The sequence below is a fragment of the Mariprofundus ferrinatatus genome (assembly GCF_002795825.1).
Lineage (GTDB): Bacteria > Pseudomonadota > Zetaproteobacteria > Mariprofundales > Mariprofundaceae > Mariprofundus > Mariprofundus ferrinatatus.
Window position 1 is genome coordinate 421,638 of record NZ_CP018800.1, and the last position, 23,338, is coordinate 444,975.

A 23,338-nucleotide genomic window follows, 5' to 3' on the forward strand; every position below is an offset into this window, starting at 1 on the left:
CCGGAGGTGTGCTATGGACATGGACATCGTCTGGTTAGGTTTTTTTGGCAGCCTGGTTGCAGGATTAATGACTGCGGTTGGAGCAGCCGGTGTTTATTTTGTGAGGCAGCTTTCACCAAAACTTGAGGACGCGTTACTCAGTTTTGCTGCTGGCATCATGCTTGCAGCCTCCTTCTTTTCCCTGCTTCTGCCTGCCATCGAATATGGTGAGCTGCAGTTTGAGAGTAAAGGGCTGGCAGTGGCTGTCGTGATCATCGGCTTTCTGGCCGGCGCTGCCGTGCTTTTCTATTTACACCGCCATCTTCCGCATGAGCACTTCCTTTCAGGGCATGAGGGCCCGGATGCAAAAGCTTTCAAACGTATCTGGCTCTTTGTTATCGCTATTGCACTGCACAACTTTCCGGAAGGGATGGCTGTAGGGTCCGGGTTTGCCAATGGCGACATTGCCAATGGAACCTCTCTGGCAACTGGCATTGGTATTCAGAACATTCCTGAAGGACTGGCCGTAGCCGTGGCCATGATTGCCATAGGTTACAGTCGCATGCAGGGGTTTATGGTTGCTGCGTTGACTGGTTTGGCAGAACCCGTAGGTGGTCTGTTCGGCAGTCTGGCCGTTTCACTGGCCGGGCCTGTTATGCCATTGGCGCTGGCTTTTTCAGCAGGAGCGATGCTGTTTATTATCAGTGATGAAATCATTCCCGAGACGCATCGCCGCGGCTTTGAGTCGATCGCCACATTCAGTCTGATTATCGGTTTTGCCTGTATGATGTACCTCGACGCCACGCTCGCTTGAATACAAAGCAGAAACCAAAATTTACCTGCCGCCGAGCAAGGAGCCGAGCAGGCCTCGTACCAGCTTACGGCCGATCGCTCCACCAATCGCCGAACTGACTGAACGGGCTGCCGATTTCATGATGGCTTCCCCCATGGAGTCACGCGGTCTTCCGGCCGGGCGTTTTGGTGCTGCCGGTTCCTGCCATATCTGCTGCTGTTCAGCTTTGGCTGCACTTTCCCTTCTTGCTTCATCTTCTGCGCGGGCTTTCAGGAGCTCATGGGCGGACTCCCGGTCGATCATCTCCTCATATCGTCCGGCCAGTGGGGAGCGCGATATCATGGCACTGCGTTCATCAATGCTGGCGGGGCCGATGCGTGACTGTGGCGGGGCAATCAGGATGCGTTCAACCTGGGTGGGCGCGCCTGTTGCATCAAGCGTGGATACCAGTGCTTCGCCGGTCCCAAGCTGGGAAATCACGGCTTCGGTATCGAGTTCCGGATTCGTCCGGAAGGTTCCGGCGATTGTTTTTACCGCTTTCTTGTCTTTCGGCGTGAAGGCGCGCAGAGCATGCTGGATGCGCATGCCAAGCTGGCCCAGTACGCTTTCAGGAATATCGAGAGGGCTTTGGGTTACGAAATAGACGCCGACACCCTTGGAGCGGATCAGGCGTACAACCTGCTCAACCTTGTCCAGCAACACATCAGGTGCGCCATCAAACAGCAGATGTGCCTCGTCAAAGAAAAGAACCATCTTCGGCCTGTCGGCATCACCGACCTCCGGCAGATTTTCATACAGCTCTGCCAGTAGCCAGAGCAGGAAGGTGGCATAAAGCTTGGGTGATTTGGCGATCAGTTCAGTGACATCGAGCAGGCTTATCACGCCAAATCCCGAGAAGTCCGTTATCATCAGGTCCGAGAGTCTCAGGGCGGGTTCGCCGAAAAAGTGTTCCGCCCCCTGCTCTTCGAGCACCAGCAGGCCACGCTGAATGGATCCGATGCTGGCGGATGAGATATTGCCATAGTCAGATTTCAGCTCTTTAGCATTTTCACTCATCCAGGAGAGCATGGATCGCAGATCTTTCAGGTCGAGCAGGAGCAACCCCTGATCATCGGCAATGCGGAAAGCGGCATAGAGGAGACCGCTCTGCGTGTCATTGAGGTCGAGAAGGTTAGAGAGCAGCAGGGGCCCCATATCTGAGATGGTGGTGCGAACCGGGTGTCCGGAGCGACCGAAGATGTCCCAGAACAGTACCGGATTGCCGCGCTGACTGTAGCCGTCGATGGCAATTTCACGGATGCGCCGGTCAACCTCCTTGTGCGGTTTTCCTGCCTGCGAAATACCGGAGAGGTCCCCCTTGATGTCGGCCATAAATACCGGTACTCCGATACGTGAAAAGCCTTCGGCTAGCGATTGCAGGGTGACTGTTTTTCCGGTGCCGGTGGCGCCTGCGATGAGGCCGTGGCGGTTGGCCATGCCAGCATCGAGTTTGACCTGCTGCCCGCAGGCTCCTCCTATCAGGAGTTGGGGTGCTTCGCTCATGAAACCCTCCTTCAACAACCAGTAAACGAGTGTAGCGTAGTTGATAATCGCTATGACGGAAAGAGCCGGCAGGCTGAGGGGTGCTGGTCAGCAGTCTCTACAGTCTGGAGATGCGGCCGCATCCACAAACCAGGTGGCCGTGCCGACCTCGCTGGCTGGAAACCTTTCACCGCCGATAATCCGGCTCAATATTTCACGCTTACCAGCACCGGATAGCAGAATAATGCGCTCTTCCGCCCGACGGATGAAATTCAGACTTAATGATACGCGTTCAGCAGGAGGTTTTGGCGCATCGAAAACAGGCACAGCCGCTTCACTCAGCTCCAGTGCGACATTCTCAGGAAAGAGGCTGGCGGTGTGTCCATCCTCGCCCATTCCCAACAGTATGATATCGAGCCCGGCAATGTCGCTCAGCTCCTTTGTGTATGCTGCTGCCGCTGCCGTTGCCCCACGCTCAGCAGGGATTGGATGAACATGATTATCTGGCAGCGGGATGTGATTGAGAAGAGCAAGTCGTACCATCGTATCATTGCGCTCGCTGTCACCGACCGGAAGACAGCGCTCGTCCCCGAACCATATATGAAGACGACTCCAGTCAATCGGCTGCTGACGCAGTAATTCATAAGTTGTTTTCGGCGTCCCGCCACCAGCCAGTGACAGATGGCAGCTCCCCTTCTTCGCAATCACCTTTCGGATGCGCTCAGCAATATAACGTGCCGCATCCTCAGCCAGTGATTGTGAGTTAAGAGATCGGCGTATATCCATGCTGGTGTGTCGCTGAGAGGTCGCGCCAGCAACCGACGCAGTCCTCCATTAACTCTTCCATACCTGGAATATCCCACGTGTTTGCCTCGTAGAAGTGAAGGCCTCGCCTCTCTTTCCATGCCTCCATGATTGGGGCCACGATGCGCCATGACTCCTCCACTTCATCGGCGCGAGAGAAGAGGGCACTCTGCCCGAGCAGCACATCGTGCAGTAACGTTTCGTAGGCTTCGGGCGAGTCGGCGCCACTTACTGCATAGGGGGCATCGAGTGCGAGTTCGCGCAGCTTGTCGTTGAGCCCAGGAAGTTTCGCATTGAGCAGGTAAATCATCCCCTCCTCCGGATGCAGCCTGAAAATCAGTTCGTTCTGCGGCAGATGCTGCTGTGTAACAGAGAAGAGGTTCTTTGGCGGCTGCTTGAAGCGGATAGTGATTTCGGAGACGCGCTCAGGCAGTCGCTTACCCGTACGCAGCAGAAACGGTACATCCTGCCAGCGCCAGTTATCGATATAGAGTTTGACGGCGGCAAAGGTGTCGATGGTCGATGAAGGGTCTACCCCCTCTTCATCCCGGTAGGCGAGGATACGTTTGCCGTCCCTCGTTCCACCGGCGTACTGGGCGCGAACGGCGAATTCGTTGACGCGTTCCACAGGGATCGGGCGCACTGATTTGAGTATTTTTACCTTTTCATCGCGCACGGCATTGCCTTCGAGGGAGATCGGCGACTCCATTGCCACCAGCGTCATCACCTGAATCAGGTGGCTCTGGATCATGTCGACCAGTGCCCCCGCCTTTTCATAGTAGCCGGCCCGATACTCCACGCCAAGACTCTCGGAAACTGATATTTGTACGTGGTCGATATAGTTTCGGTTCCACAGCGGTTCGAAGACGGTATTGGCAAAGCGGAATACCATCAGGTTCTGTACTCCCTCCTTGCCGAGGTAGTGGTCGATGCGGTAGATCTGCGACTCTCCGGCATACTCGCCAATTCTACGGTTAAGTTCGCGTGCACTGTTCAGGTCATTACCGAAAGGCTTTTCGATGACGATGCGGCGGAAGCCATCACTCTCGTCCAGTAAACCCTCCGCATGCAGGTTGCTGACGGTGGCCTCGTACCAATCCGGAGGAATGGCGAGATAGAAGAGCACGTTGGTTTTGCCGTTGGCGCTCTTCAGCGTCTGGCGCAGGCGCTGATACATCTCAGCCTCGCCAAGGTCGCCGATGGTCAATTCAAGCATCTGAGAGATATGCCCCCAGCTCTCTTCATCATTTACGTTATCTGAGCGGAACTCCTCCAGTGATTGCCGCACATAAGCTTTCCACGTGTCGAGATTCCATGTGCCCTCGCGCAGTATGCCGATTATACGTGATTCAGGAGCGATCAAGTTCCATCGCTGCATGCGCGCCAGCGCTGGCAGGAGTTTGCGTTTGGAGAGGTCGCCGCCAGCACCGAAGATGACGATATTGCACGGTTCAGGTTGCGTTGCGTCGTTCATCTCAAGCCTTCCCGGCAGGCTTAATGGCGTGGCCGCCGAAACCTGCACGCATGGCGTTGACGATTTTTCCGGAGTAGGCGTCCTGCTGGCGGCTGCGGAATCGCATCTGCAGCGCCAGTGTCAAAACCGGCGTCGGTACGCCGAGATCCACCGACTCGTTGACGGTCCAGCGTCCCTCACCTGAATCGTCCATGTAATCGGACAGGGAGGAGAGGCCTTTGTCCTGCTCCAGCGCATCTGCGGTGAGGTCGAGAAGCCATGAGCTGACCACAGAGCCCTTCTGCCAGACGCGGGCAATCTGGTGCATGTCGAGCGCAAACTCAGACTTTGCCTGCATCAGCTCGAATCCCTCTGCGAAGGCCTGCATCATGCCGTATTCAATGCCGTTATGAACCATTTTGACGAAGTGGCCGGAACCGACCGGGCCTACGTGGGCCCACCCCTTGCCATCATTCGCGGCAAGGGTGGTGAGTGCGGGCGCGATCAGCTCGATCGCTTCGCTCTTTCCGCCGATCATCAGGCTGTAGCCGTTCTTAAGTCCCCAAATGCCACCGGAGGTTCCGCAATCGGCAAAGTGGATGTCGCTCTCTGCCAGTTTGCAGGCGCGGTGCTGGCCCTCCCGGTAGTTGGAGTTGCCGCCATCGATGATCAGGTCACCCGACTCAAGCCCCGCATCGAGCAGGGCGGCGATGGTGGCATCAACAACCTGATGAGGCACCATGATCCAGATAGCGCGCGGAGCAGGCATCGCAGCAACCAGTGCTGCCAAGTCAGCAACAGGATGAATCTCGTGATGTTCGGCCGCAATCGCTTTAGTCGTCTCAAAATCGACGTCGAAGGCGACCACCCGGTGTCCTCCGAGGGCCAGTCTTCTTGCCATGTTGCCGCCCATGCGGCCCATACCCACCATTGCCAGTTGCATACTTTTTCTCCATCGGTTGATCTACAGGTAGCTGAGTGACCTGTTCATAACTCATGATAGCAGAATGTAGGCCAACCTTCTGAGAAAGCCAGATCAAAGAATACATCCGCGCTGATGGCTATCATGGATGAAGCATTGAATGGGCTGGAGAAACAAAAAGGCCTGCCAGAGGGAGGGGGGCTGGCAGGCCTTCGAGGAAAACTTGTCGTTGCACCAGTGTGGTGGCCTGTAGCTACTGAACCCTATTTACGAGGTGGGTGCCGCATACCGGCATTAGGTATCCCTTAGGGGCGGGATTCACACAACCTGGTTCTATAGGCTCCCGTTCAGTACGCATCGGCCCAGAATTACAAACCACCACGCCAGTGCAACGAACTGTTATAACCCTATAGCATATTTGATACCAGAGTCCTTAATCGTGGATATCTCCCTGTTCTTAAGTATTTTTTAACTCGAGTTGTTATTTCAACCCTTGTTCAAACGTCAGAAATTCCTTTGGTGAGAGAGAATTTTTGACAGTTGGTGCCGATTGTCTGCATGCCTCTTGTCGGAGAGGGTCTTCTGAGTAAGCTAGAGCTATTCAGGAGGTGGGTATGAATGGATTTGTATTGATTGCCGCGACTCTTGTTCTATCCGGTTGTGCAGCTTCACATCAGGAGCATTCAGTCAAAAAAGAGCCGTCGAGCAGCGTTGTTAGCAACTCGACTGATATTACTCAGAGTGATCGGGTTTTCGAAGGCGGTATTCAGGGTGGCGTGCTGGGTAGTCTTGTCGGGGCTGTTCTGGATAAGGAGAGGGATGACCGGATCCATGCTTCCGAAGTACGCTATCATCGGCCGAAATGTCAACATGGTGCCCGCTATTTTGACAAAGCCACGCGTACTCCCCATGTAGATGAACGGATCATATATATGGAGGAGGGGATTGAGTATTGTCCTGATAATGCAGCGGCCCACAATGATCTGGGCCTTGCTCTGGTGATCTGGGGAGATCTGCCTGCAGCGCGGGATCATTTCGATTACGCGCTCAAGCTTGAACCTGATTACGAGCCTGCGCGCTTGAACCTCGCCCGTATCGAGCTGGTGCCGGATGATGAAGTAGAGGGTGCTGAAAAAGAGGGCGTTAAACCGCAAGAGAAGCTGTGGGGCGGAAAACCCGCCAGCTGGCATCGGGAACGGATACTAAAGAACCATCAGAACAGCCAAGAGAATATCGAGAGACGCAACCGCTGGATTGAGCGCCAGAACAAGATTTCTGAGCAAAATGCACAATAGGATTTGCCATCTATAAAAACATCATGTGCAGGAAATGAAAAGGCCTGCCAGAAAGGGAGGGGGGGGCTGGCAGGCCTTGAGGATGTGTCATAACACTGGTGTTGTGACCTATAAATACTGAACCCTTTATAGTAAGGGGGGCGCCGCATCCCGGTATCAGGTATCCCGCTTCAGGGATTCACACAACCTGAGTATATAAGCTCCCATTCAGTATACATCGGCCCAGCTTTATAAGTCACAACACCAGTGCAACGAACTAACTACCAAACAGTAAAGCAAACATGATGCCAAAAACAGGCGTGTGGCTTCTGACCTGGACTTTATTTTTGCCCGAATGTTAGCTGTGGTTCTTCACCGTTGGCGGGATGACATTGCCGCTTGCCTGCATGTTTATCGCTTCCGGATGGGCGCGGTAGTGATTGCGAACCACAGAGGCAAGTTTCCGCTTAACCTCCGCATCCACAAGTGCCGGGTTTTCTTCGGGCAGGGATGCAACCAGCGCATTGAGCAGCTGATGCTGGGGCGGCTGCATGCGATCCACCCACGACTTGAGAAGCATTCGATCTACGTAGGCAGGCAATGAGCCCATAATGCCAACGTCATTCTGGTCGTGCACCAGCAGCCCTGTTGTCGTGCCGCGATCAAGTGTCAGCACCTGGAAGAAGTAGAGCGTGTGATAGGCAAGTTGCATCTCCTGCTGTGCTGTTGTGCCCTGCTCGCCGCTGCGCAGTACCTGCGCCAGAATATCGACATAGGTGTCAATGGCTGCCTCGCCGACTGCTTTGGCAAGATGATAATCAGTATCGGCATCACCTGAGTTGTACTCTTCGAGATAAAAGTGGGCGACACCACGGTGGCGTCCGAGTGCCGGTATATAGAAATAGCGTTCGCCCTGTGCGACGCCTTCATTGTATTGCTCCGGAGCAGCACTTTTCATGGCAGAGAAAAACTGGGCCGTGTGTTGCTTGTTCTCATTGGATGGGTTGAGGTCGGCCATCATGCGCCAGTAGCCGCCGCCGTTTTTCATTTCGGTCCAGCTGATATGGATATGTACAGATGGAGCAAGCGGATTCACCGGATGGATGATGGTGGAGATCGCACTGGCTGAACCGAGTTTTTTCTCAGGGGTGTCATCGTAGTGCACCTGCGATACGTTCACAGAGCCGCGACCGATCAGGTCACCGTCCGCCGTTTCATATCGGATGCCACCGCCGTGAATGCCTTCATCCCGGAACCATTCGACAGGCGAGAAGCGCTGTGTGCTGCCCAACTCAGTTGCCAGATTCTCCAGTCCTTCCACAAACCGCGTCTGCAGTGATGAAACCAGTTTATGCGCACACGTCGCACTTTCAGATTTTGCAGCTGTACGTTTCATGCCGACTCCCTTGTGTCTGAATGGCTGTGAACTATGAGGGGCGTAAGCCCATGCTTCAACAATGGATCAATTGTGCCTTCCTTATCTGCCACCCATATTATGGGGCAGCTCAGTCACGAGGAAATAAAATACAACATCCTGTTATTGTGACGGCCGTTCCTCCCCCTGATTTGCATGCAATGGCTGTTCAATAATCGGCACACCACTCGGTGGCTGAGGTGCTGGAATGGGTCGTTCGCGGGCAACGGTGATGCCGGCGGCGGTGATGAATAAAATGCCAGCAAAGCCGATCAGGTCGGGTAATTCATTCCAGAGCAAGAAGCCGATCAGTCCGGCAAAGATCAGGCTTGTGTAACCCAGAGGCGAAACCTGTGTGGCTGGGGCACGCTGGTATGCCCATGTCAGTCCAAGCTGGCCAAGGCTTCCGAACAGGCCGACGGCAAGCAGCCAGATCCACTCTGTCCCATGCGGCGACTGGAAGTGCCAAAGGAGCGGGATAGCCGAAATAATTGATGAGATTAACGCAAACCAGACAACGATGCTTACCGGATCATCGCTGTTCGAGAGCTGTTTCACCGTGGTCAGGGCAAGCCCGGCCAGCGCGCCCGATGCAAGTCCCAGCGCTCCGGCAAGTGAAAAGAGGCTGGCCGAGGGGTGAAAGAGCAAAATGATGCCGATCAGACTCAGCCCCAGTGCCCAGCGGCGGCTGGCTGTCCATGCCTCTTTCAGCCACAGCACGGCAAACAGAGCGACAAAGATCGGCGAGGTATAGTTGAGCAACAGTGCATCGGCCAGATGCAGATGGGCCAGTGCATAGAAGTAGAGATACATAGCTGTCAGCCCGGATATGGCGCGAAGCAGGTGCAATCGAAATTTGGCCGTTTTCATAGACGCCTTGTTGCGACCAAGCAGGGGGAGAAGGATTAACAGGGCGATGAAATTACGGAAAAAAACCACCTCGCTCTGCGGCAGTGATTCGCTGACCACCCGCACGCATGCACCCATCACCGCAAAGCTGGCGGATGAGAGCAGCGCAAAGCCAATCCATGCTGTTCCCTGGTGAAGATGGCGGTCCACGTTCAGAGCCACCTGCTGACCTACTCTACGGGGCTGCATCAGGAGAGGCGGTCGCGGAAATCCTCATAGCTGAAGCGGCGAACCAGCTCAAATTCTCCGTTTTTGCGCCAGATGCCGATGTCCGGATGGCGCACACCATTGAACATTGTTGTCTTCACCATTGTGTAGTGAATCATATCCTCAAAGATCAGACGAGAACCGATCTCAAGCGGCGTATCAAAGGAGTAGTCACCGATCACGTCACCGGCCAGGCAGGAGGTGCCGCCGAGACGGTAGGTGTGTTCTTTCTCGTTGGCCTCACCAGCACTGCTAATGGCGGGGCGGTAGGGCATCTCCAGCACATCGGGCATATGGGCAGTGGCCGAGATATCGAGAATCGCTACCGGCAACTGGTCAGTGGGCACGATATCGAGAACGCTTGTGATCAGCGGGCCTGTACGCCATCCGATCGCACCTCCAGGCTCAAGATAGACCTCGACACTCCATTTTTCTTTGAATGCCTTGATTCGTTCAACCAGTTTTTTTACATCGTAATCTTTGTGGGTCATCAAATGGCCGCCGCCAAAATTCACCCATTTAAGGTTTGGGATGTAATCGGCGAACTTCGCTTCAAAGGCATCAATCAGGGCGACCGACGAGTCGGCGAGGTTCTCGCAGAGCGCATGCGCATGCAGCCCTTCGATACCGCTAAGGTCTTTCCCCTTCAGATGTTCCGGGCGTACGCCGAGGCGAGAGCCCGAGAAGCAGGGGTTGTAAAGGTCGGTGGCAACTTCACTGATACCCGGATTTACACGGATGCCGCAGGAGATGCCTGCCGCCAGTGCCTTTGGGCCGAAGAGTTGCCACTGATTTACAGAGTTGAATACAATGTGGCCTGCCATTGAGCAGATCTCGTCGAACTCGTCCTCACGGTAGGCTGCCGAATAGATGTGGTTTTCTGCACCGAACTTCTCGTCGGAGAGCTTCAGTTCCCAGAGCGAGCTTGCCGTGCAGCCATGAAGGTACTGTTTGATCAGTTCGAAGGTGGACCACATGGCAAAGCCCTTCAGGGCAAGGATGATCTTGCAACCGGACTGCTCCTGCACCAGTTTCAAAACCTTAAGGTTGCTGATCAGCATCTCCTCTTCCAGCAGATAGCAGGGGGAGGGGACTTTACTCAGGTCAAATGACATGGCTTACTCTGGAAGAGAATCGACGTCGATATCTGTTTCGATATCGGACCAGGGCAGGCCATGTTCATTCAGCGCAGCCATGAACGGATCGGGGTCGAACTCCTCCATGTTGTAGACACCTGCTTTCATCCAGTGGCCCTGACACATCATCATCGCGCCGATCATGGCCGGCACACCTGTGGTGTAGCTGACTGCCTGTGCGTTGGTCTCTTTGTAGCACTCCTGGTGGTCGCAGATGTTGTAGACATAGCGCGAGAGAGGTTTGCCATCCTTGGTGCCTTTCACAATCACGCCGATGTTGGTCTTACCGACGGTGCGTGGTCCAAGGCTCGCAGGATCAGGCAGCAGTGCTTTCAAAAACTGAATAGGCACAATCTCGCGTCCTTCGAACATGATCGGCTCAATGGAGTCGAGGCCTATGTTGCGGAATACCTCGAGATGCTTGAGGTAGGCATCGCCGAAGGTCATCCAGAAGCGCATACGTTTAACACCTCTTAGGTTGACGGAGAGCGATTCCATCTCCTCGTGATAGAGCAGATACATGTTCTTCGGTCCGACCTGATCGAAATCGAACTGTTTTTTGTACTGCATCGGCCTGGTTTCAATCCACTCGCCGTTCTCGAAGTAGCGGCCATTGCTGGTCACTTCTCGGATATTGATCTCCGGATTGAAATTGGTGGCGAATGCATAGCCGTGGTCACCACCGTTGCAGTCGAGAATGTCGACGTAATCCAGTGTGTCAAAATGGTGTTTCTGCATATGGGCGCAGAAAACATTGGTTACGCCCGGATCGAAGCCGGAGCCGAGCAGTGCCATCAACCCCGCCTTTTCAAAACGATCGCGGTAGGCCCACTGCCAGCTGTACTCGAACTTCGCCTCGTCCAGCGGTTCATAGTTGGCGGTATCGAGATAGTGAACGCCGGTCTCAAGGCAGGCATCCATGATGGTGAGATCCTGATAAGGGAGTGCCACGTTGATAATCATGAACGGCTGAATCTGCTTTATCAGCGCAACCAGTTCAGGCACGTTATCGGCATCGACGGCTGCGGTCTGGATTGTTCGGCCGGTTTTCTCGGTGATTTCCGATGCGATCTGGTCGCACTTCGATTTGGTGCGACTGGCCAGCCAGATGTCTGAGAAGACATCTTCATTCTGGGCGCATTTATGTGCGACTACGCGACCGACGCCACCTGCGCCGATGATCAGAACCCTTTTCATAATAAGACACCTGTATCCTGATATATTGCCGAATCACAGCAAGAGGTGACTGGCGGGTAGCGAGGCTAATGCCGTAGCTGGTATTCGACCAGCCCGATGAATCATCTATGCGGGAGGCGCGGATGCGATTATGCTGTCGCCATGTTTGATTTTACCGACCGTGACCTCAAAGAGGAGCATGATATTCGTATCATCGGTGCGCCGTTTGATGGCACCGTATCATTTCGCCCCGGCGCCCGTTTCGGGCCAGCGGCAATCCGTGACGCCTCCGATGGTGTGGAGACCTATTCACCCTATCTTGATGCCGATCTTGAGACAGTCCACTATGCTGATGCCGGTGATCTTGAGTTGCCAATGGGTAACACCGAAGCGGTGCTCGCTATAATCCGTGAAACCGTCGATGAGTGCCTGAATGACGATGTGATTCCATTCCTGCTTGGCGGTGAACATCTGGTAACGCTGCCTGCCGTTGAAGCGGTGTTTGAGAAGTATCCCGAACTTGTCGTGGTGCAGCTCGATGCGCATGCCGATCAGCGCGATGATTACCTTGGCATTGAGCTTTCACACGCCTGTGTAATGCGCCGTGTTTCGGAACTAGTCGGCGATGAAAATATTCGTCAGCTCGGCATCCGGTCAGGCACCCAGCGTGAATATGAGTTGATGAAAGGGTTTGGTACCCTGACCACTTTCCGCGATGATGATCTTGATGAGATGGTCGCATGGATTGGTGATCGCCCTGTTTATCTCACCATCGATCTTGATGTTTTTGATCCGGCCTGTTTTCCCGGCACCGGCACGCCTGAACCGGGCGGTATCGACTGGTGGACATTTAACCGCTTTATCAAGGCGATGATGGAGTGCGACATCGTAGCTCTTGATGCCGTGGAGCTGGCGCCGCAGCTGGACACATCGGGCTGCTCATCGGTTCTGGCCGCCAAGGCTGTGCGTGAGATGCTGCTTGCGGTATCTCCAATCGCTTAATTTCAGATATAAGGAAATACGCTATGTTCAAAACCAACGAATACTTTGATGGCTCCGTCAAATCAATCGCATTCGAGACTGCGGATGGCCCGGCGACAATTGGAGTCATGGCCGAAGGCGAGTACGAGTTTGGCACGGCCACGAAAGAGATTATGACAGTAACCTCAGGCCTGCTTGATGTGAAGTTGCCCGATTCCGATGATTGGGTCAGGTACTGTGCAGGCAGTGAATTTGTGGTTGAGAAGGATCAGCGTTTCGGCGTGCGCTCTATCGGCCAGAGTGCCTATCTCTGTCTCTACAGGTAAGCTTTAGCTTCGAATTCTAAACCAGCCGGTGAGGCTCAGTCGATCGCGTCTGGCTGGCAGCACCTCGTGCGGAAACAGCTCGCTGATAAAGGTGACAAGCCTGCCCCCCTGCGGAATCACCTCCATCGGCAATGGCAGGTTTGAGGGCTCTGTTCCTTCGTAGACCTTCAGGGCGCCACCCTCATCAGGCTGCCAGTTATCATTAAGGTAGAGGATGCAGGTGACCACGCGCTCCATCGTGCCGATAAACCGGTCAAAGTGGATGTCATAGGAGGCGCCGGGCGGATAGAGGGCAAAGTGCCCCTCGAATTCGAATAGTCCCATGTAGAGGTTACGGTTGATCTCCTTGCGCAGCGTTTCCAGATCAAGGAAATAGGGGAGCAGGGCTGCCCCCGGCTTTTCCGAGTCCAGCCAGAGAACCCGGTCATTTCGAATCTCAGGACGCAGTTGCATCGAGGCGCCGCGACCCACGCGAGCATGCCGGAATGCGCCTTTTTTGTACTGCTTTTTCGCTTCGAGAGCCATATTGCTGACTTGTAGTGGTGAGACAAAGCCATCGCAGATAGAAAAGCCGGTCTCGTGCAGATCAGCCACGATACGATCAAATTTGCTTGATGAGCCGTTGTCAGTAGAGAGGGCATGAGCCATTGCTATACCTGCGGTTATATTTTGTATCGCGACAACTGCCGCGGCTGATAGGCGTTGGATTATCCGTTTATCAGTTGGGCATGACAATCATATTGTAATGGGGTGGCTGGATGGCTTTGCAGATGGGTGCTATTCAGCGCACGCAATGGTGCGTTATTCCGGAACCAGCCATCCGAAATGTGTTTTGCCTTTACCCGAGAGCAAATGGGTATTTATCCAGTGCAGGGATGCTTTCATGGCATCCTCTGCCGCCCATGGCGGATTGACTATCAGCATGCCTGATCCCTGCATCTGCATTTGTGGAAATGCGCCATGGCAATCAAGCTCTATCCTGAGGATCTTGCGAATACCTGCCCGCCTTAGTACGGCGAACAGTTCATTGTGGTTGGCGGCGGGAAGCAGGGGGTACCAGACTACATAGACACCGCCTGCAAATCTGGAGTAAACCTTGGCCACAGCAGTTGCCAGTTTTCGGTACTCCCCCTTCTCCTCGTAGGAGGGGTCGAGGAAGACCATGCCTCGCTTCTCTTTCGGTGGGAGTAGCGCCTTCATGGCCTCAAAGGCGTCGCGTTTATGAAGAGCAAGGTTGCGACTGCTTTTGAAGCTTGCCTGCAATCCTTCGAACTCCTGCGGGTGAAGGTCGCAGGCAGCGAGACGATCCTGCGGACGCATCATGGCGGCAAGCAGGGCAGTGGATCCGGGAAGGTGGGAAAAGTCTCCATCGCTGTTTTTCTGTTCAATAAGCTTGAACCAGCGTGCGACACCCAATGGGTGCGGATCGTTGCGGAGCGCCCAGAGCCTGGCGATGCCGGTTTCGAACTCACGGTTTTTCTGTGCTTCGGGAGAATTAAGGTCGTAGATACCGCGGCTGGCAAAGGCGTCCAGAAGGAATATCGGTGTCTCTTTCTTCTGCATCCCGGCCACCACCTCGCCAAGGATGATATGCTTGAGAACATCGGCGTGATTGCCGGCATGGTAACTGTGTTGGTAGCTGAGCATGGCTCTATACTGGATTTCAGAGCGGAATATGGAAAGAGATGTTATATTATATTGAATGTAAATAACAACAGTTGCAATATACAACTATATTGGATAGTGTGCGGCCCACAGGAGATAAAGATGAGCGAATCTATTCTGGACTTTCAGCTTGAACAGGCGATCGGGCTGAACGTAAATCGTACTGCTTTCCTGATGACAGAGGAGATCGCCCGCAGGTTTGCAGAAGCCGGTTACGCCGTAACGGCACAGGATTTTGGCATTCTGTTTCGTCTGATGAAACAGGGGCCGATGACCCAGGTGGAGATAGCGCAACTTCTTATGCGCGACAAGACCACGATCACCCGCCGTATTGACGGATTGGTGAAGAAGGGGCTTGTTGAGCGAAATCCCGATCCGGCGGACCGGCGTTATTTCCGTATCGGACTTACTGGCGAAGGGGATCGGGCGCTGGAGGTGATGATTCCTCTGGTGAGGGATTTTCAGACCGAAGTGCTTAGCGATATTCCTGACGAAGAGAAAGCGATTACGATCAAAACATTGAAATATATCTCAGAAAAACTGATGAACAACAAGAGAGGATAGGTAAGACAATATGAAAAATACAACTCCACACTGGATAGCCATCAGTATTCTGGTCGCAATATTGGCAGGATTGGTGTTTAAATTTGTGGTGCTGGGAAGCACCGAGAAGGGCGATGATGGCCGTACTGCGGTGATCCTTGAACCTGCAGAGCGACAGGCTGTGCTGGATGAGATGAGGCTGCTGCTTGAGACAACACAAACCGTTGTTGAAGCGCTTGCCAACGATGATCTCGCAGCGGTTGAGGCTGCAGCACGCCCGATCGGCAGTGCTGCGATCGCCACGGTCGATTTCAGATTGCGCGCGAAACTGCCGCTTGAGTTTAAGAAACTTGGTTTTGGCACCCACTACGCCTTTGATGATATCGCCGATATGGCCAAAGCAGGCGAGCCCAGCAAAGCGATCCAGCTGAAGCTGGTTGAAACCATGAACAACTGTATTGCCTGCCATGCCAGCTTCCAGCTGCCGGCAGTAAAACCCAATTAAGGAGAAGATATGACTACAGAACGATTGATTCGAATTATTGCAGGACTTTTTATCATGCTCTCGGTATTCCTGAGCTCGATCTATAACGGCACGGTGCTGGATGAGCCGACATGGCTATGGTTTACCCTTTTTGTGGGGGCCAATCTCTTCCAGTCCGGCTTTACCCGCTGGTGCCTGATGGAGAAGATCCTGATTAAGCTGGGTGTGAAACCCGGTGGCGCCTGTGGCAGCTGCGAGAGTTAAGTGCTAACTGGTAAACAGTAACCCCTCAATGACAGCTAAGGTGATTAGCTGGCTTTCTGCCACCGAAGCCATCATGATTGGAATACAAAGGCCCTGCATGCAGGGCCTTTGTTATGGCCGCGACAATTTGACTCGTCGCAGCAGGTGCTGGTAAAGGCTATAATGTTATTATCCAATAACATGGAGGTGTGGCATGAGAGGCATTTCATTATTTGTTTTACTGACTGCGGCGGTTTTGGGGGTGACAATGTTTTCGGTATCATCCTATGCCGATAATGATAAAGAGATGGTTTACGGCCGCGAACTGATGACTCAGGAAGAGCTGCAGGAACACCGGCAGAAGATGCGCAACCTGCAGGGTGAAGAGCGAGAGCAGTATCGAGAGGAGCATCACGAGAGGATGCAGGAGCGTGCCAGAGAGCAGGGCAAGAGCATCCCGGATGAGCCTGGTGCACGCGGCCCGGGTATGGGCCAGGGTCAAGGTATGGGCCAGGGGCGTGGCGGCATGGGCGGTGGTCGCGGCCGCTAAAGTCAGGAATTTGAGAAGAGGCCCCGCTTTGCGAGGCCTCTTCTCTTAGTAGCGCAGGATACGGGCCCTGATCCGTCCAGTCATGTCGCTAAATTCAAACAGAGCCAGACCAGAAAGAATCAACAGCGATCCTGCCACTACATTCAGTGTCAACGGTTCATTGTTGAACAGGTGCCCGATTGCCAGCGCACAGAGCGGTGTAACAAGTGTCAGCAGCGCAACTTTTGTCGCCTCAACCTTGCTCAATACATAATAGTAGAGCGCAAAACCAAGTACCGAACCGAGCAGAGCCAGATAACCAATGGCAGTTACCGTACGAGTGGATAATTCAGATGGAAATTCAGCACCGGTCAAAATCCACGTCATCAGGAAGAGCGGCGCTGCAAAAAGAAGCCCGCCGCTGGTCATCACGATAGCAGGCACATCGGCATCGATGCGCTTGATCCATACAGCACTGGCACAGTGAATGGATACTGAAACCAACATGCCGACCACCCCGAGTGCTGCCTGATCATGCAGTGTGAAGCTGGTTCCGAAAATGATCGCCAGCCCGGTGATTCCCATCAGCATGCCCAAGACTTTTGAGCGTGTGATTTTCTCACCCTCAAGCCACCAGCCTGCCATCAAAGCGGTGAACAGTGGCGAGAGGCCGAAGATGACCGATATCCACCCGGTGGGGATAAATTGCGCAGCCCAGTAAACACTTATCATGCCGCCAAAAATACCGATGGCTGCAGCAGAGTAGGCGATCAGGGCAGAGCGATGCCATTTCATGCCAGAGCCCAGAAGGGCGGCCACAATCAGAGCCAGAACGGCACCGATAAGCATTCGGCTTGTGAGACCAAATACAAAACCGACCTCTTCGCTGCTCCACAGAATGGCAAGCGGGGTGGTGCTCCAGATGATTATGACGCCTATATACGCCGATGGCACAGACATGACTCTCTCCTCTCTACATATGATCTTGATCTGTTTGGCTAAGGGGTGTCCGTGGAAGTTTGGTGGTGAAAAAAAAACGGCCACGGAGTTTTCAAAACCCGTGGCCGTTGCAGTAGCAGTAACTTTGTCAGTTAATCAGAACAGTCCGGGTACAGAAAATCAGTTCGGCGGGCTACCACTAGCCAACCAAACGGTGCAGTTTTCTTTTCTGTGAAGTGCCTGTTCATAGCCGCGAAGATTGGTGCCATAAATAATAACGTCAACACAATGACAAAACCGTGTGGCAAATTGTTTCACGGGGCGGTATAGGTCTGCTATGATAGCATAAAGTGGAGGCGTTTGCTGTGACTTACAGTCTGCTGACAGGCCAAGGCTACTCCGAAAACATCGAACCGGACGAAGATCATCCTGTTCTTGTTTTTGAGTCGGGTGCACATGCGGTTTACTGGCTGGGTATCGTTGAAGATACAGCTTTCCGCTGCAATGCATATCTGATCCGAAACGGTGATGCGGCCATTCTGGTCGATCCGGGTGGAATCAACGCATTCGATCAGGTCTGTACGCGTGTAAGCCACATTTTACCTCCGGGCAAAATCACCGGCATGATTCTCTGTCACCAGGACCCTGATGTGGCAGGCTCCATGGTGAGGTGGCTTGCCATCAATCCAGCAATGCAGGTTTATTCCACGCCACGAACACATGTGCTGCTTCCTCATTACGGGAAAAGTGACTATCTGGCATATGATGTCGAAAAGAACCCTCGCTTCCGTCTTCCCGATGGCAGGGAGCTGCTATTTATTCCTGCTCCATTTCTTCACTTTCCGGGCGCTTTTGTTACCTATGATACTGCTTCGGGGCTGCTTTTTTCAGGGGACATCTGGGCTGCACTTGATACTGACTGGCACCTTGTTGCGGAATCCTTCGATGCACATGTGCCCAAGCTGAATCTGTTCCACAAGGATTATATGGCATCCAACAGGGCCACCCGTGGTTTTGTAGCCAATATATCCCACCTGGAGATTAATGGCATACTGCCACAGCACGGCTCACTGATCTGCAGTCATCACGTCGATGCTGCACTTGAGTATCTGGAAACTCTTCAATGTGGCATTGACCTGACATACTCAACTGAGTCTTCCCATGAAGAGTCAGTGTCAGATGCTGTTGGGGATATTGAGACTGAATTCGAAGCAGAACCAGAAGCATCAAATGAGCAGTTCGGTGATGAAGCTGATTATGCTCAGGCGAGTATGCTTGAGACCCTGAACAAGAGGGTCAGGCTTTTGCAGGAGGCACTCAGTCAGTCGGAACGGCTTGCTGCCCTCAGGGAGCGAGCTGTGCGTGATCTGAAGCTTGCAGAGCGGAAATTGCAGGAGAGTTCCTTGCGCCTTTCCGAGGCGCAGGCCATTGCACATATCGGCAACTGGGAATGGGATATCGTTCGTAACGAGCTTCGCTGGTCCGATGAGATTTATAGAATCTTCGGCCTTAAACCTCAGTCGTTTGATGCTACCTACGAGGCGTTTATAGGCTCAGTCCATCCTGATGATCGTCAGATGGTTCAGGATACGGTTCAGCTTGCACTGGATGAGATGGAGCCCTATAGCATAGATCACCGGATTGTCTGGCCAGACGGAACTGTGCGCATCGTGCATGAGCAGGGGCAGGTGCAATATGATGAGAGCAACAAGCCGCTTCGTATGATCGGGGTGGTGCAGGACATCAGTGAGCGCAAACAGGGCGAGGAGACGTTGCGTCGAAGCAATCTGCTGATTAAGTGTATTGAGCAGTTGCAATCGAGATTCATTTCGCATGGGGATGATCCGGTTACGCTTTACAGGGATTTTCTCGGCGATTTACTGACATTGACCGATAGTGAATACGGTTTTTTTGGCGAAGTGTTGGCTGACCCGGGAGAGCGACCATATCTAAAGGTGTTTGCGCTGAGTAATCATGTTTGGGATGATGAGAGTCAGGCACTTTATGATGCTGTTCGTGAAAAGGGGTTTGAATTCCGCAACCTGAATACGCTAATTGGTCGTGTGATCTCAAGTGGTCAGCCGGTCATTACCGGTGATCCTGCAAGTGATCCTCGTCGTGGTGGCATGCCCAGGGGGCACCCTCCGATTCATACGTTTGCCGGCATCCCTGTCTATTACGGAGATCGTCTTGTTGGTGAGGTCGGTTTGGCGAATCGTGAGGGTGGCTTTGATCAGCAACTGCTGGATTATATGGCGCCGGTTATTATGGCGTGTGGGCAGATTATTATAGCACGACAGGAGCAAGTGGCCAGGCGGGCCGCAGAGAAGGCGCTGGAAAAACTGGCAAGCATGGATGGCCTGCTGCATATCCCCAACCGAAGAAGCTTCGATGAGTATTTGCATCATGAGTGGAGAAGGGCCATGCGCTATCAAACACCGGTTTCTCTTTTCATGATCGATATAGATCACTTTAAACGCTATAACGACAGCTATGGTCATCAGGCTGGTGACGACTGCCTGATTAAAGTCGCCAAACTGATTCAGGAAAGCCTGCGCCGACCGACCGATATGGTTGCCCGATATGGTGGCGAAGAGTTTGTCTGTATTATGCCGGACACCTCCCTTGATGGAGCAGTTCCTGTCGCTAAGGCCATCATGCATGGCTTGCAGATGAAAAAAATGACTCACGAATCTTCACCTGTCGCTAGGCGTGTCACGGTGAGTATTGGCGTGGCCACAATAGTTCCTGGCAAGGATGTCGTGGCCTCAGACCTGGTTAAGCTGGCGGACAGATACCTCTATCAGGCCAAATCGTCTGGAAGAAACCGCATTGTCACCGAAAAAGATACCATTACATTGTAATGGTTTATAAAAGGTCGAAATATTGGTGGTGATGTGCTGAAGAGAAACGAAAAGGCCTGCCGAGGAGGGGAGGGGGTTGGCAGGCCTTCGTTAGTTGTTGATACGATTATAGTCGCAACGGAACCATTAAGCAACCAGTCCGCGATGCTTATTTAGAAGCAACCTCATATTGGTTGGAAAAGTCTACTCCAGCCAAGGAAGTCGGTTATTGATCTCTTTCCACTCCTTGGTGCGCGGGTCTCGTCTCTGTTTGCCTTCCTGGCCCGGAGGGGTATCTGAGCTCCACCCCTCTTTTTTTCCGCTGTCCCATCCCTGAGGACGCTCTTTATTCTTGTCTTTATATTTGTGGCTCTTTTCATGTCTGTTTCGCCGGTCTTTATCCCAGCCGTCTTTGTCGCTGTCCTTATCCCCCTTCTGCCAGCCAGGCGGGGAGTTTTTCGCGGAAGGGTCGGCTTGGACTTCAACTGTTGTGAATAGGTAGGCTGAAAACAGTAGTGCTATGATGAGAGATAACAGTTTCATGGTCGGGCCTCCGTTTTGTAATTTACGCAATCTGATTATAGACCATAAATCAACCTGTTGGCGAATTGGCTTGGGGTTTCCGTATGGCATCATCTATAATAAGCCTACGGTATGTAATATCTCCGTAGTTCATGGCTGTTGGGGCGGTTGAACTGTGGAGATCAGGAGGTGTGGATATGAAAAAGATGCTATCTCTGATGTTGATGACGCTGTTCATGATGCCTGTATCAGGTTGCTCCAGCTACAGCGAGAGACAGCAGGCGGGAGCAGTCATGGGTGGTGCACTTGGCGGCGTATTGGGTTCCAATGTCGGGCGCGGTGAAGGTCGGACAGCTGCCATTATTGCCGGAACCCTTCTCGGTGCAGTGATTGGTAGCGAAATCGGAAGCTACATGGACAAGACTGATGAACTTCAGGCACAGCGTGCGCTTGAGATGAATCGTGACATGCAGGCCAGTCAGTGGCGCAACCCTAATACAGGCGCCGATTTCTCGACAATGCCGACCAGCACCTATCAGCAGCCATCAGGCCAGTACTGCCGTGAATACCAGACGGATATTGTTGTTAATGGCAGGAAAGAGGTGGGCTACGGCACCGCTTGCCGTCAACCCGATGGCAGCTGGAGTATCAGCCGATAACCATGCCGGCAGATGGCATATACCAGCATGAAATTATTTTCATAGTTGGTTCACAGCGGCCTAACAAACCATCCGTAATGTTCACATTGTCCGGAGCGGTTTTTTCCTCCCCTCCCTCCTAATCCCCCCTCCGGACATAAGTTTTCCTCGTGTTGAGAAGTGCAAACAAGGCCCCGGCAGTACCCGGGGCCTTGTTGTTTGTGCAGGCTGGGGCTACTCCTCTTGCGAGAAGCTTTTGATAATGTAACCGCCAGATTTTTCATCCAGTTCAAGCTCAAGCAGGCCGCGCGACTGAGCCTCGTCGAGTAGTTGGCCAAAGCTCTTAAAGCCGTGGTAACCCTCTGAGAAGCCGGGCTGGCGACGTTTAAGTGTCTGTTTGACCATCGATCCCCACACCTTCTCCTCTTCGCCGCGCTCCTTGAAGAGGTCTTCCACTGTTGCCATGACCAGATCGATGCCCTCCTGCTTCAGGGTATCAGCATCCACATCTGCACTTGCACTTTTGCTCTTCGGTTTGGTGGAGGAGCGCCTGCGCCTGGACTTCCCTTTGCTCTCCGAGTCGCGAACCAGGTCGTCGTAATAGATGAATTCGTCGCAGTTTGAAGTGAGCAGATCAGAGGTGGAGTTTTTCACGCCGACGCCGATCACCACCTTGTCATTTTCTCGCAGCTTGGAGACCAGCGGTGAAAAGTCGGAGTCACCACTGATAATAACGAAGGTATCGACATGTGCTTTGGTGTAGCAGAGGTCGAGCGCATCCACGACCATGCGTATGTCGGCTGAGTTCTTGCCGCTCTGACGTACATGCGGAATTTCGATCAGTTCAAATGAGGCTTCGTGCATCGGCGCCTTGAATTTCTTGTAGCGCTCCCAGTCACAATAGGCCTTCTTGACGACGATGTTGCCCTTAAGCAGAAGTCGCTCCATCACCTTCTGGATATCAAATGCTGAATATTTGGCATCCTGCACTCCGAGGGCGACATTTTCGAAATCACAGAACAGTGCCATGCTACGGGTATTGTTTTTATCACTCATAATAAACTCCAGGAAAGGGGGCACTGTTCATTATAGCATATGAGAGGTGAACAGTATCGGGTTGCAATTACTTGGTGGCCCAGGCTTTGAGCAGACGAATGCCATCCGCTTCAATGGTGATCTGCTTCTTTTTGTAGAGCGAGCCGACCGCTTTTTTGTACATCTTCTTACTGATATGGAAGCGCGCCTCGATCTCATCCGGCGAACTTTTGTCGGTGACAGGGATGAAGCCTTCGCTCTTTCTTAATTCGCGCAGGATTAGTTGCGAAATATCATCGGTCTTTTCGGATGCCCTCAGGTGCAGGCAGAGATCAATACGCCCATCCTCACGGATGTTTTTAATATACCCCTGCATGCGCTGGCCACGACGCAGCGGTCGCGCCACCTCGTTATTGTGCAGAAGTCCCCAGTAGGTGTTGTTGACGATCACCTGATAACCGAGGTCACTTTTGTTGGCGATAAAAAGAGATACCTCTTCACCTGCCTCAAGCTCACCTTCTGATTCGCGGTAGAGAAAATCATCGAGCAGGGCGGAAGCGACGATGCGATCACTATCCTCATCGATATAGATGCGGACCACATAGGATTTTCCCTCTTCCATACGTGGTTTCTGTTCCGAGAATGGCACCAGCAGATCTTTCGGCAGTCCCCAGTCAAGGAACGCCCCCATTCGAGTGACTTCCACCACTTTCAACAGTGCGAATTCACCAACCATGGCCATTGGCCTTTCCGTGGTGGCAATCAGGCGATCCTCAGAGTCGCGGTAGATGAACACTTCAAGGTCATCACCGACATGACATGGAACCGGAACATAACGGATCGGCATCAGAATCTCGCCCAACTCGCCGCCATCGAGATAGACACCGAAATCAAGCTCTTTGACCACTTTCAGGCTGTTAAGGCGACCGATATCCGTCATCTGATTATCCTCACTCTTTGCATGAGGCGGACAGTACACATAAATGGCTCCGTCTGCATTGA

General features: G+C 53.1%; 24 protein-coding genes and 1 other RNA gene. 10 read left to right on the forward strand and 15 right to left on the reverse strand.

The genetic code is table 11. The annotated features are described in order from the left end of the window. Positions 1 to 13: 13 nt before the first annotated feature. Positions 14 to 793, forward strand: coding sequence for a ZIP family metal transporter (locus Ga0123462_RS02065; protein ID WP_100264772.1), 780 nt, complete (start codon positions 14 to 16; stop codon positions 791 to 793). Between the two features lie 21 nt (positions 794 to 814). Here the strand turns inward: Ga0123462_RS02065 and Ga0123462_RS02070 are convergent, their stop codons facing one another. The 5 genes from Ga0123462_RS02070 to ssrS form a co-directional block, all read right to left on the reverse strand. Continuing rightward, positions 815 to 2,314: a helicase HerA-like domain-containing protein gene (locus Ga0123462_RS02070; RefSeq protein ID WP_100264773.1), complete on the reverse strand. Its 1,500-nt coding sequence runs from the start codon at positions 2,312 to 2,314 to the stop codon at positions 815 to 817. Between the two features lie 87 nt (positions 2,315 to 2,401). Continuing rightward, positions 2,402 to 3,079, reverse strand: a complete 678-nt coding sequence (gene pgl, locus Ga0123462_RS02075; protein ID WP_100264774.1) for a 6-phosphogluconolactonase — start codon at positions 3,077 to 3,079, stop codon at positions 2,402 to 2,404. Next, positions 3,057 to 4,571: a glucose-6-phosphate dehydrogenase gene (zwf, locus tag Ga0123462_RS02080; protein ID WP_100264775.1), complete on the reverse strand. Its 1,515-nt coding sequence runs from the start codon at positions 4,569 to 4,571 to the stop codon at positions 3,057 to 3,059. The genes pgl and zwf overlap by 23 nt, the downstream gene beginning before the upstream one ends. Position 4,572: 1 nt before the next feature. Continuing rightward, on the reverse strand, positions 4,573 to 5,493 hold the full coding sequence (gene gnd, locus Ga0123462_RS02085; protein ID WP_100264776.1) for a phosphogluconate dehydrogenase (NAD(+)-dependent, decarboxylating): 921 nt from the start codon (positions 5,491 to 5,493) through the stop codon (positions 4,573 to 4,575). A 206-nt stretch (positions 5,494 to 5,699) separates the two neighbouring features. Beyond that, a non-coding RNA gene (gene ssrS / locus Ga0123462_RS11680) (6S RNA) lies at positions 5,700 to 5,865 on the reverse strand. A gap of 221 nt (positions 5,866 to 6,086) precedes the next feature. Here ssrS and Ga0123462_RS02090 point away from each other — a divergent pair. Continuing rightward, positions 6,087 to 6,767, forward strand: coding sequence for a tetratricopeptide repeat protein (locus tag Ga0123462_RS02090; RefSeq protein WP_100264777.1), 681 nt, complete (start codon positions 6,087 to 6,089; stop codon positions 6,765 to 6,767). Between the two features lie 337 nt (positions 6,768 to 7,104). Here the strand turns inward: Ga0123462_RS02090 and Ga0123462_RS02095 are convergent, their stop codons facing one another. The 4 genes from Ga0123462_RS02095 to Ga0123462_RS02110 all read right to left on the reverse strand — a co-directional run bounded on the left by Ga0123462_RS02095 (position 7,105) and on the right by Ga0123462_RS02110 (position 11,609). Beyond that, entirely contained in the window at positions 7,105 to 8,142 is a 1,038-nt protein-coding gene (locus Ga0123462_RS02095) for a coproporphyrinogen III oxidase (protein WP_100264778.1), read from the reverse strand. Between the two features lie 141 nt (positions 8,143 to 8,283). After that, positions 8,284 to 9,231: a DMT family transporter gene (locus tag Ga0123462_RS02100; protein WP_232726522.1), complete on the reverse strand. Its 948-nt coding sequence runs from the start codon at positions 9,229 to 9,231 to the stop codon at positions 8,284 to 8,286. 26 nt (positions 9,232 to 9,257) lie between these two features. Further along, positions 9,258 to 10,391 (reverse strand): carboxynorspermidine decarboxylase, encoded by a 1,134-nt coding sequence (gene nspC, locus Ga0123462_RS02105; protein ID WP_100264780.1) that lies wholly within the window; start codon positions 10,389 to 10,391, stop codon positions 9,258 to 9,260. A 3-nt stretch (positions 10,392 to 10,394) separates the two neighbouring features. Next, entirely contained in the window at positions 10,395 to 11,609 is a 1,215-nt protein-coding gene (locus Ga0123462_RS02110; RefSeq protein ID WP_100264781.1) for a saccharopine dehydrogenase family protein, read from the reverse strand. A 141-nt stretch (positions 11,610 to 11,750) separates the two neighbouring features. Here Ga0123462_RS02110 and speB point away from each other — a divergent pair, with 141 nt between their 5' ends. Further along, the gene (speB, locus tag Ga0123462_RS02115) at positions 11,751 to 12,590 is read left to right on the forward strand and encodes an agmatinase (RefSeq protein WP_100264782.1); all 840 of its coding nucleotides are present in this window, start codon (positions 11,751 to 11,753) and stop codon (positions 12,588 to 12,590) included. 23 nt (positions 12,591 to 12,613) lie between these two features. Then, on the forward strand, positions 12,614 to 12,895 hold the full coding sequence (gene ppnP, locus Ga0123462_RS02120) for a pyrimidine/purine nucleoside phosphorylase (RefSeq protein WP_100264783.1): 282 nt from the start codon (positions 12,614 to 12,616) through the stop codon (positions 12,893 to 12,895). 3 nt (positions 12,896 to 12,898) lie between these two features. Here ppnP and Ga0123462_RS02125 read toward each other — a convergent pair whose 3' ends face one another. Beyond that, positions 12,899 to 13,543: a 2OG-Fe(II) oxygenase gene (locus tag Ga0123462_RS02125; RefSeq protein ID WP_100264784.1), complete on the reverse strand. Its 645-nt coding sequence runs from the start codon at positions 13,541 to 13,543 to the stop codon at positions 12,899 to 12,901. A gap of 153 nt (positions 13,544 to 13,696) precedes the next feature. Then, a complete protein-coding gene (locus Ga0123462_RS02130; RefSeq protein WP_100264785.1) occupies positions 13,697 to 14,542 on the reverse strand; it encodes a 23S rRNA (adenine(2030)-N(6))-methyltransferase RlmJ in 846 nt (281 codons plus the stop codon). Positions 14,543 to 14,662: 120 nt separating this feature from the next. Between Ga0123462_RS02130 and Ga0123462_RS02135 the strand changes: the two genes are divergently transcribed. From Ga0123462_RS02135 to Ga0123462_RS02150, 4 genes are all read left to right on the forward strand, one after another. Continuing rightward, entirely contained in the window at positions 14,663 to 15,124 is a 462-nt protein-coding gene (locus tag Ga0123462_RS02135) for a MarR family winged helix-turn-helix transcriptional regulator (protein ID WP_100264786.1), read from the forward strand. A 10-nt stretch (positions 15,125 to 15,134) separates the two neighbouring features. Further along, the gene (locus tag Ga0123462_RS02140; protein WP_100264787.1) at positions 15,135 to 15,608 is read left to right on the forward strand and encodes a hypothetical protein; all 474 of its coding nucleotides are present in this window, start codon (positions 15,135 to 15,137) and stop codon (positions 15,606 to 15,608) included. A gap of 9 nt (positions 15,609 to 15,617) precedes the next feature. Beyond that, complete coding sequence (locus Ga0123462_RS02145; RefSeq protein ID WP_100264788.1) at positions 15,618 to 15,851, forward strand: YgaP family membrane protein; 234 nt, start codon at positions 15,618 to 15,620, stop codon at positions 15,849 to 15,851. A gap of 247 nt (positions 15,852 to 16,098) precedes the next feature. Continuing rightward, positions 16,099 to 16,380, forward strand: coding sequence for a hypothetical protein (locus tag Ga0123462_RS02150; protein WP_198507366.1), 282 nt, complete (start codon positions 16,099 to 16,101; stop codon positions 16,378 to 16,380). A gap of 45 nt (positions 16,381 to 16,425) precedes the next feature. Here Ga0123462_RS02150 and Ga0123462_RS02155 read toward each other — a convergent pair whose 3' ends face one another. Further along, positions 16,426 to 17,319 carry a DMT family transporter gene (locus tag Ga0123462_RS02155; protein ID WP_100264790.1) on the reverse strand — a complete coding sequence of 298 codons (894 nt, stop codon included), beginning with the start codon at positions 17,317 to 17,319 and terminating at the stop codon, positions 16,426 to 16,428. A gap of 344 nt (positions 17,320 to 17,663) precedes the next feature. On the opposite strand from Ga0123462_RS02155, the gene Ga0123462_RS02160 reads away from it, so the two are divergent. Continuing rightward, entirely contained in the window at positions 17,664 to 20,162 is a 2,499-nt protein-coding gene (locus Ga0123462_RS02160) for an oxygen-binding di-iron domain-containing protein (RefSeq protein ID WP_100264791.1), read from the forward strand. A 183-nt stretch (positions 20,163 to 20,345) separates the two neighbouring features. On the opposite strand, the gene Ga0123462_RS02165 is transcribed toward Ga0123462_RS02160, so the two are convergent. Further along, complete coding sequence (locus Ga0123462_RS02165; RefSeq protein ID WP_100264792.1) at positions 20,346 to 20,684, reverse strand: hypothetical protein; 339 nt, start codon at positions 20,682 to 20,684, stop codon at positions 20,346 to 20,348. Between the two features lie 176 nt (positions 20,685 to 20,860). Between Ga0123462_RS02165 and Ga0123462_RS02170 the strand changes: the two genes are divergently transcribed. Beyond that, positions 20,861 to 21,322: an RT0821/Lpp0805 family surface protein gene (locus tag Ga0123462_RS02170; RefSeq protein WP_198507367.1), complete on the forward strand. Its 462-nt coding sequence runs from the start codon at positions 20,861 to 20,863 to the stop codon at positions 21,320 to 21,322. A gap of 213 nt (positions 21,323 to 21,535) precedes the next feature. Here the strand turns inward: Ga0123462_RS02170 and Ga0123462_RS02175 are convergent, their stop codons facing one another. Together Ga0123462_RS02175 and Ga0123462_RS02180 are read right to left on the reverse strand one after the other, a co-directional pair. After that, positions 21,536 to 22,357 carry an NYN domain-containing protein gene (locus tag Ga0123462_RS02175; protein WP_100264793.1) on the reverse strand — a complete coding sequence of 274 codons (822 nt, stop codon included), beginning with the start codon at positions 22,355 to 22,357 and terminating at the stop codon, positions 21,536 to 21,538. Positions 22,358 to 22,424: 67 nt separating this feature from the next. Next, complete coding sequence (locus Ga0123462_RS02180) at positions 22,425 to 23,276, reverse strand: CvfB family protein (protein WP_100264794.1); 852 nt, start codon at positions 23,274 to 23,276, stop codon at positions 22,425 to 22,427. Positions 23,277 to 23,338 lie beyond the last annotated feature (62 nt).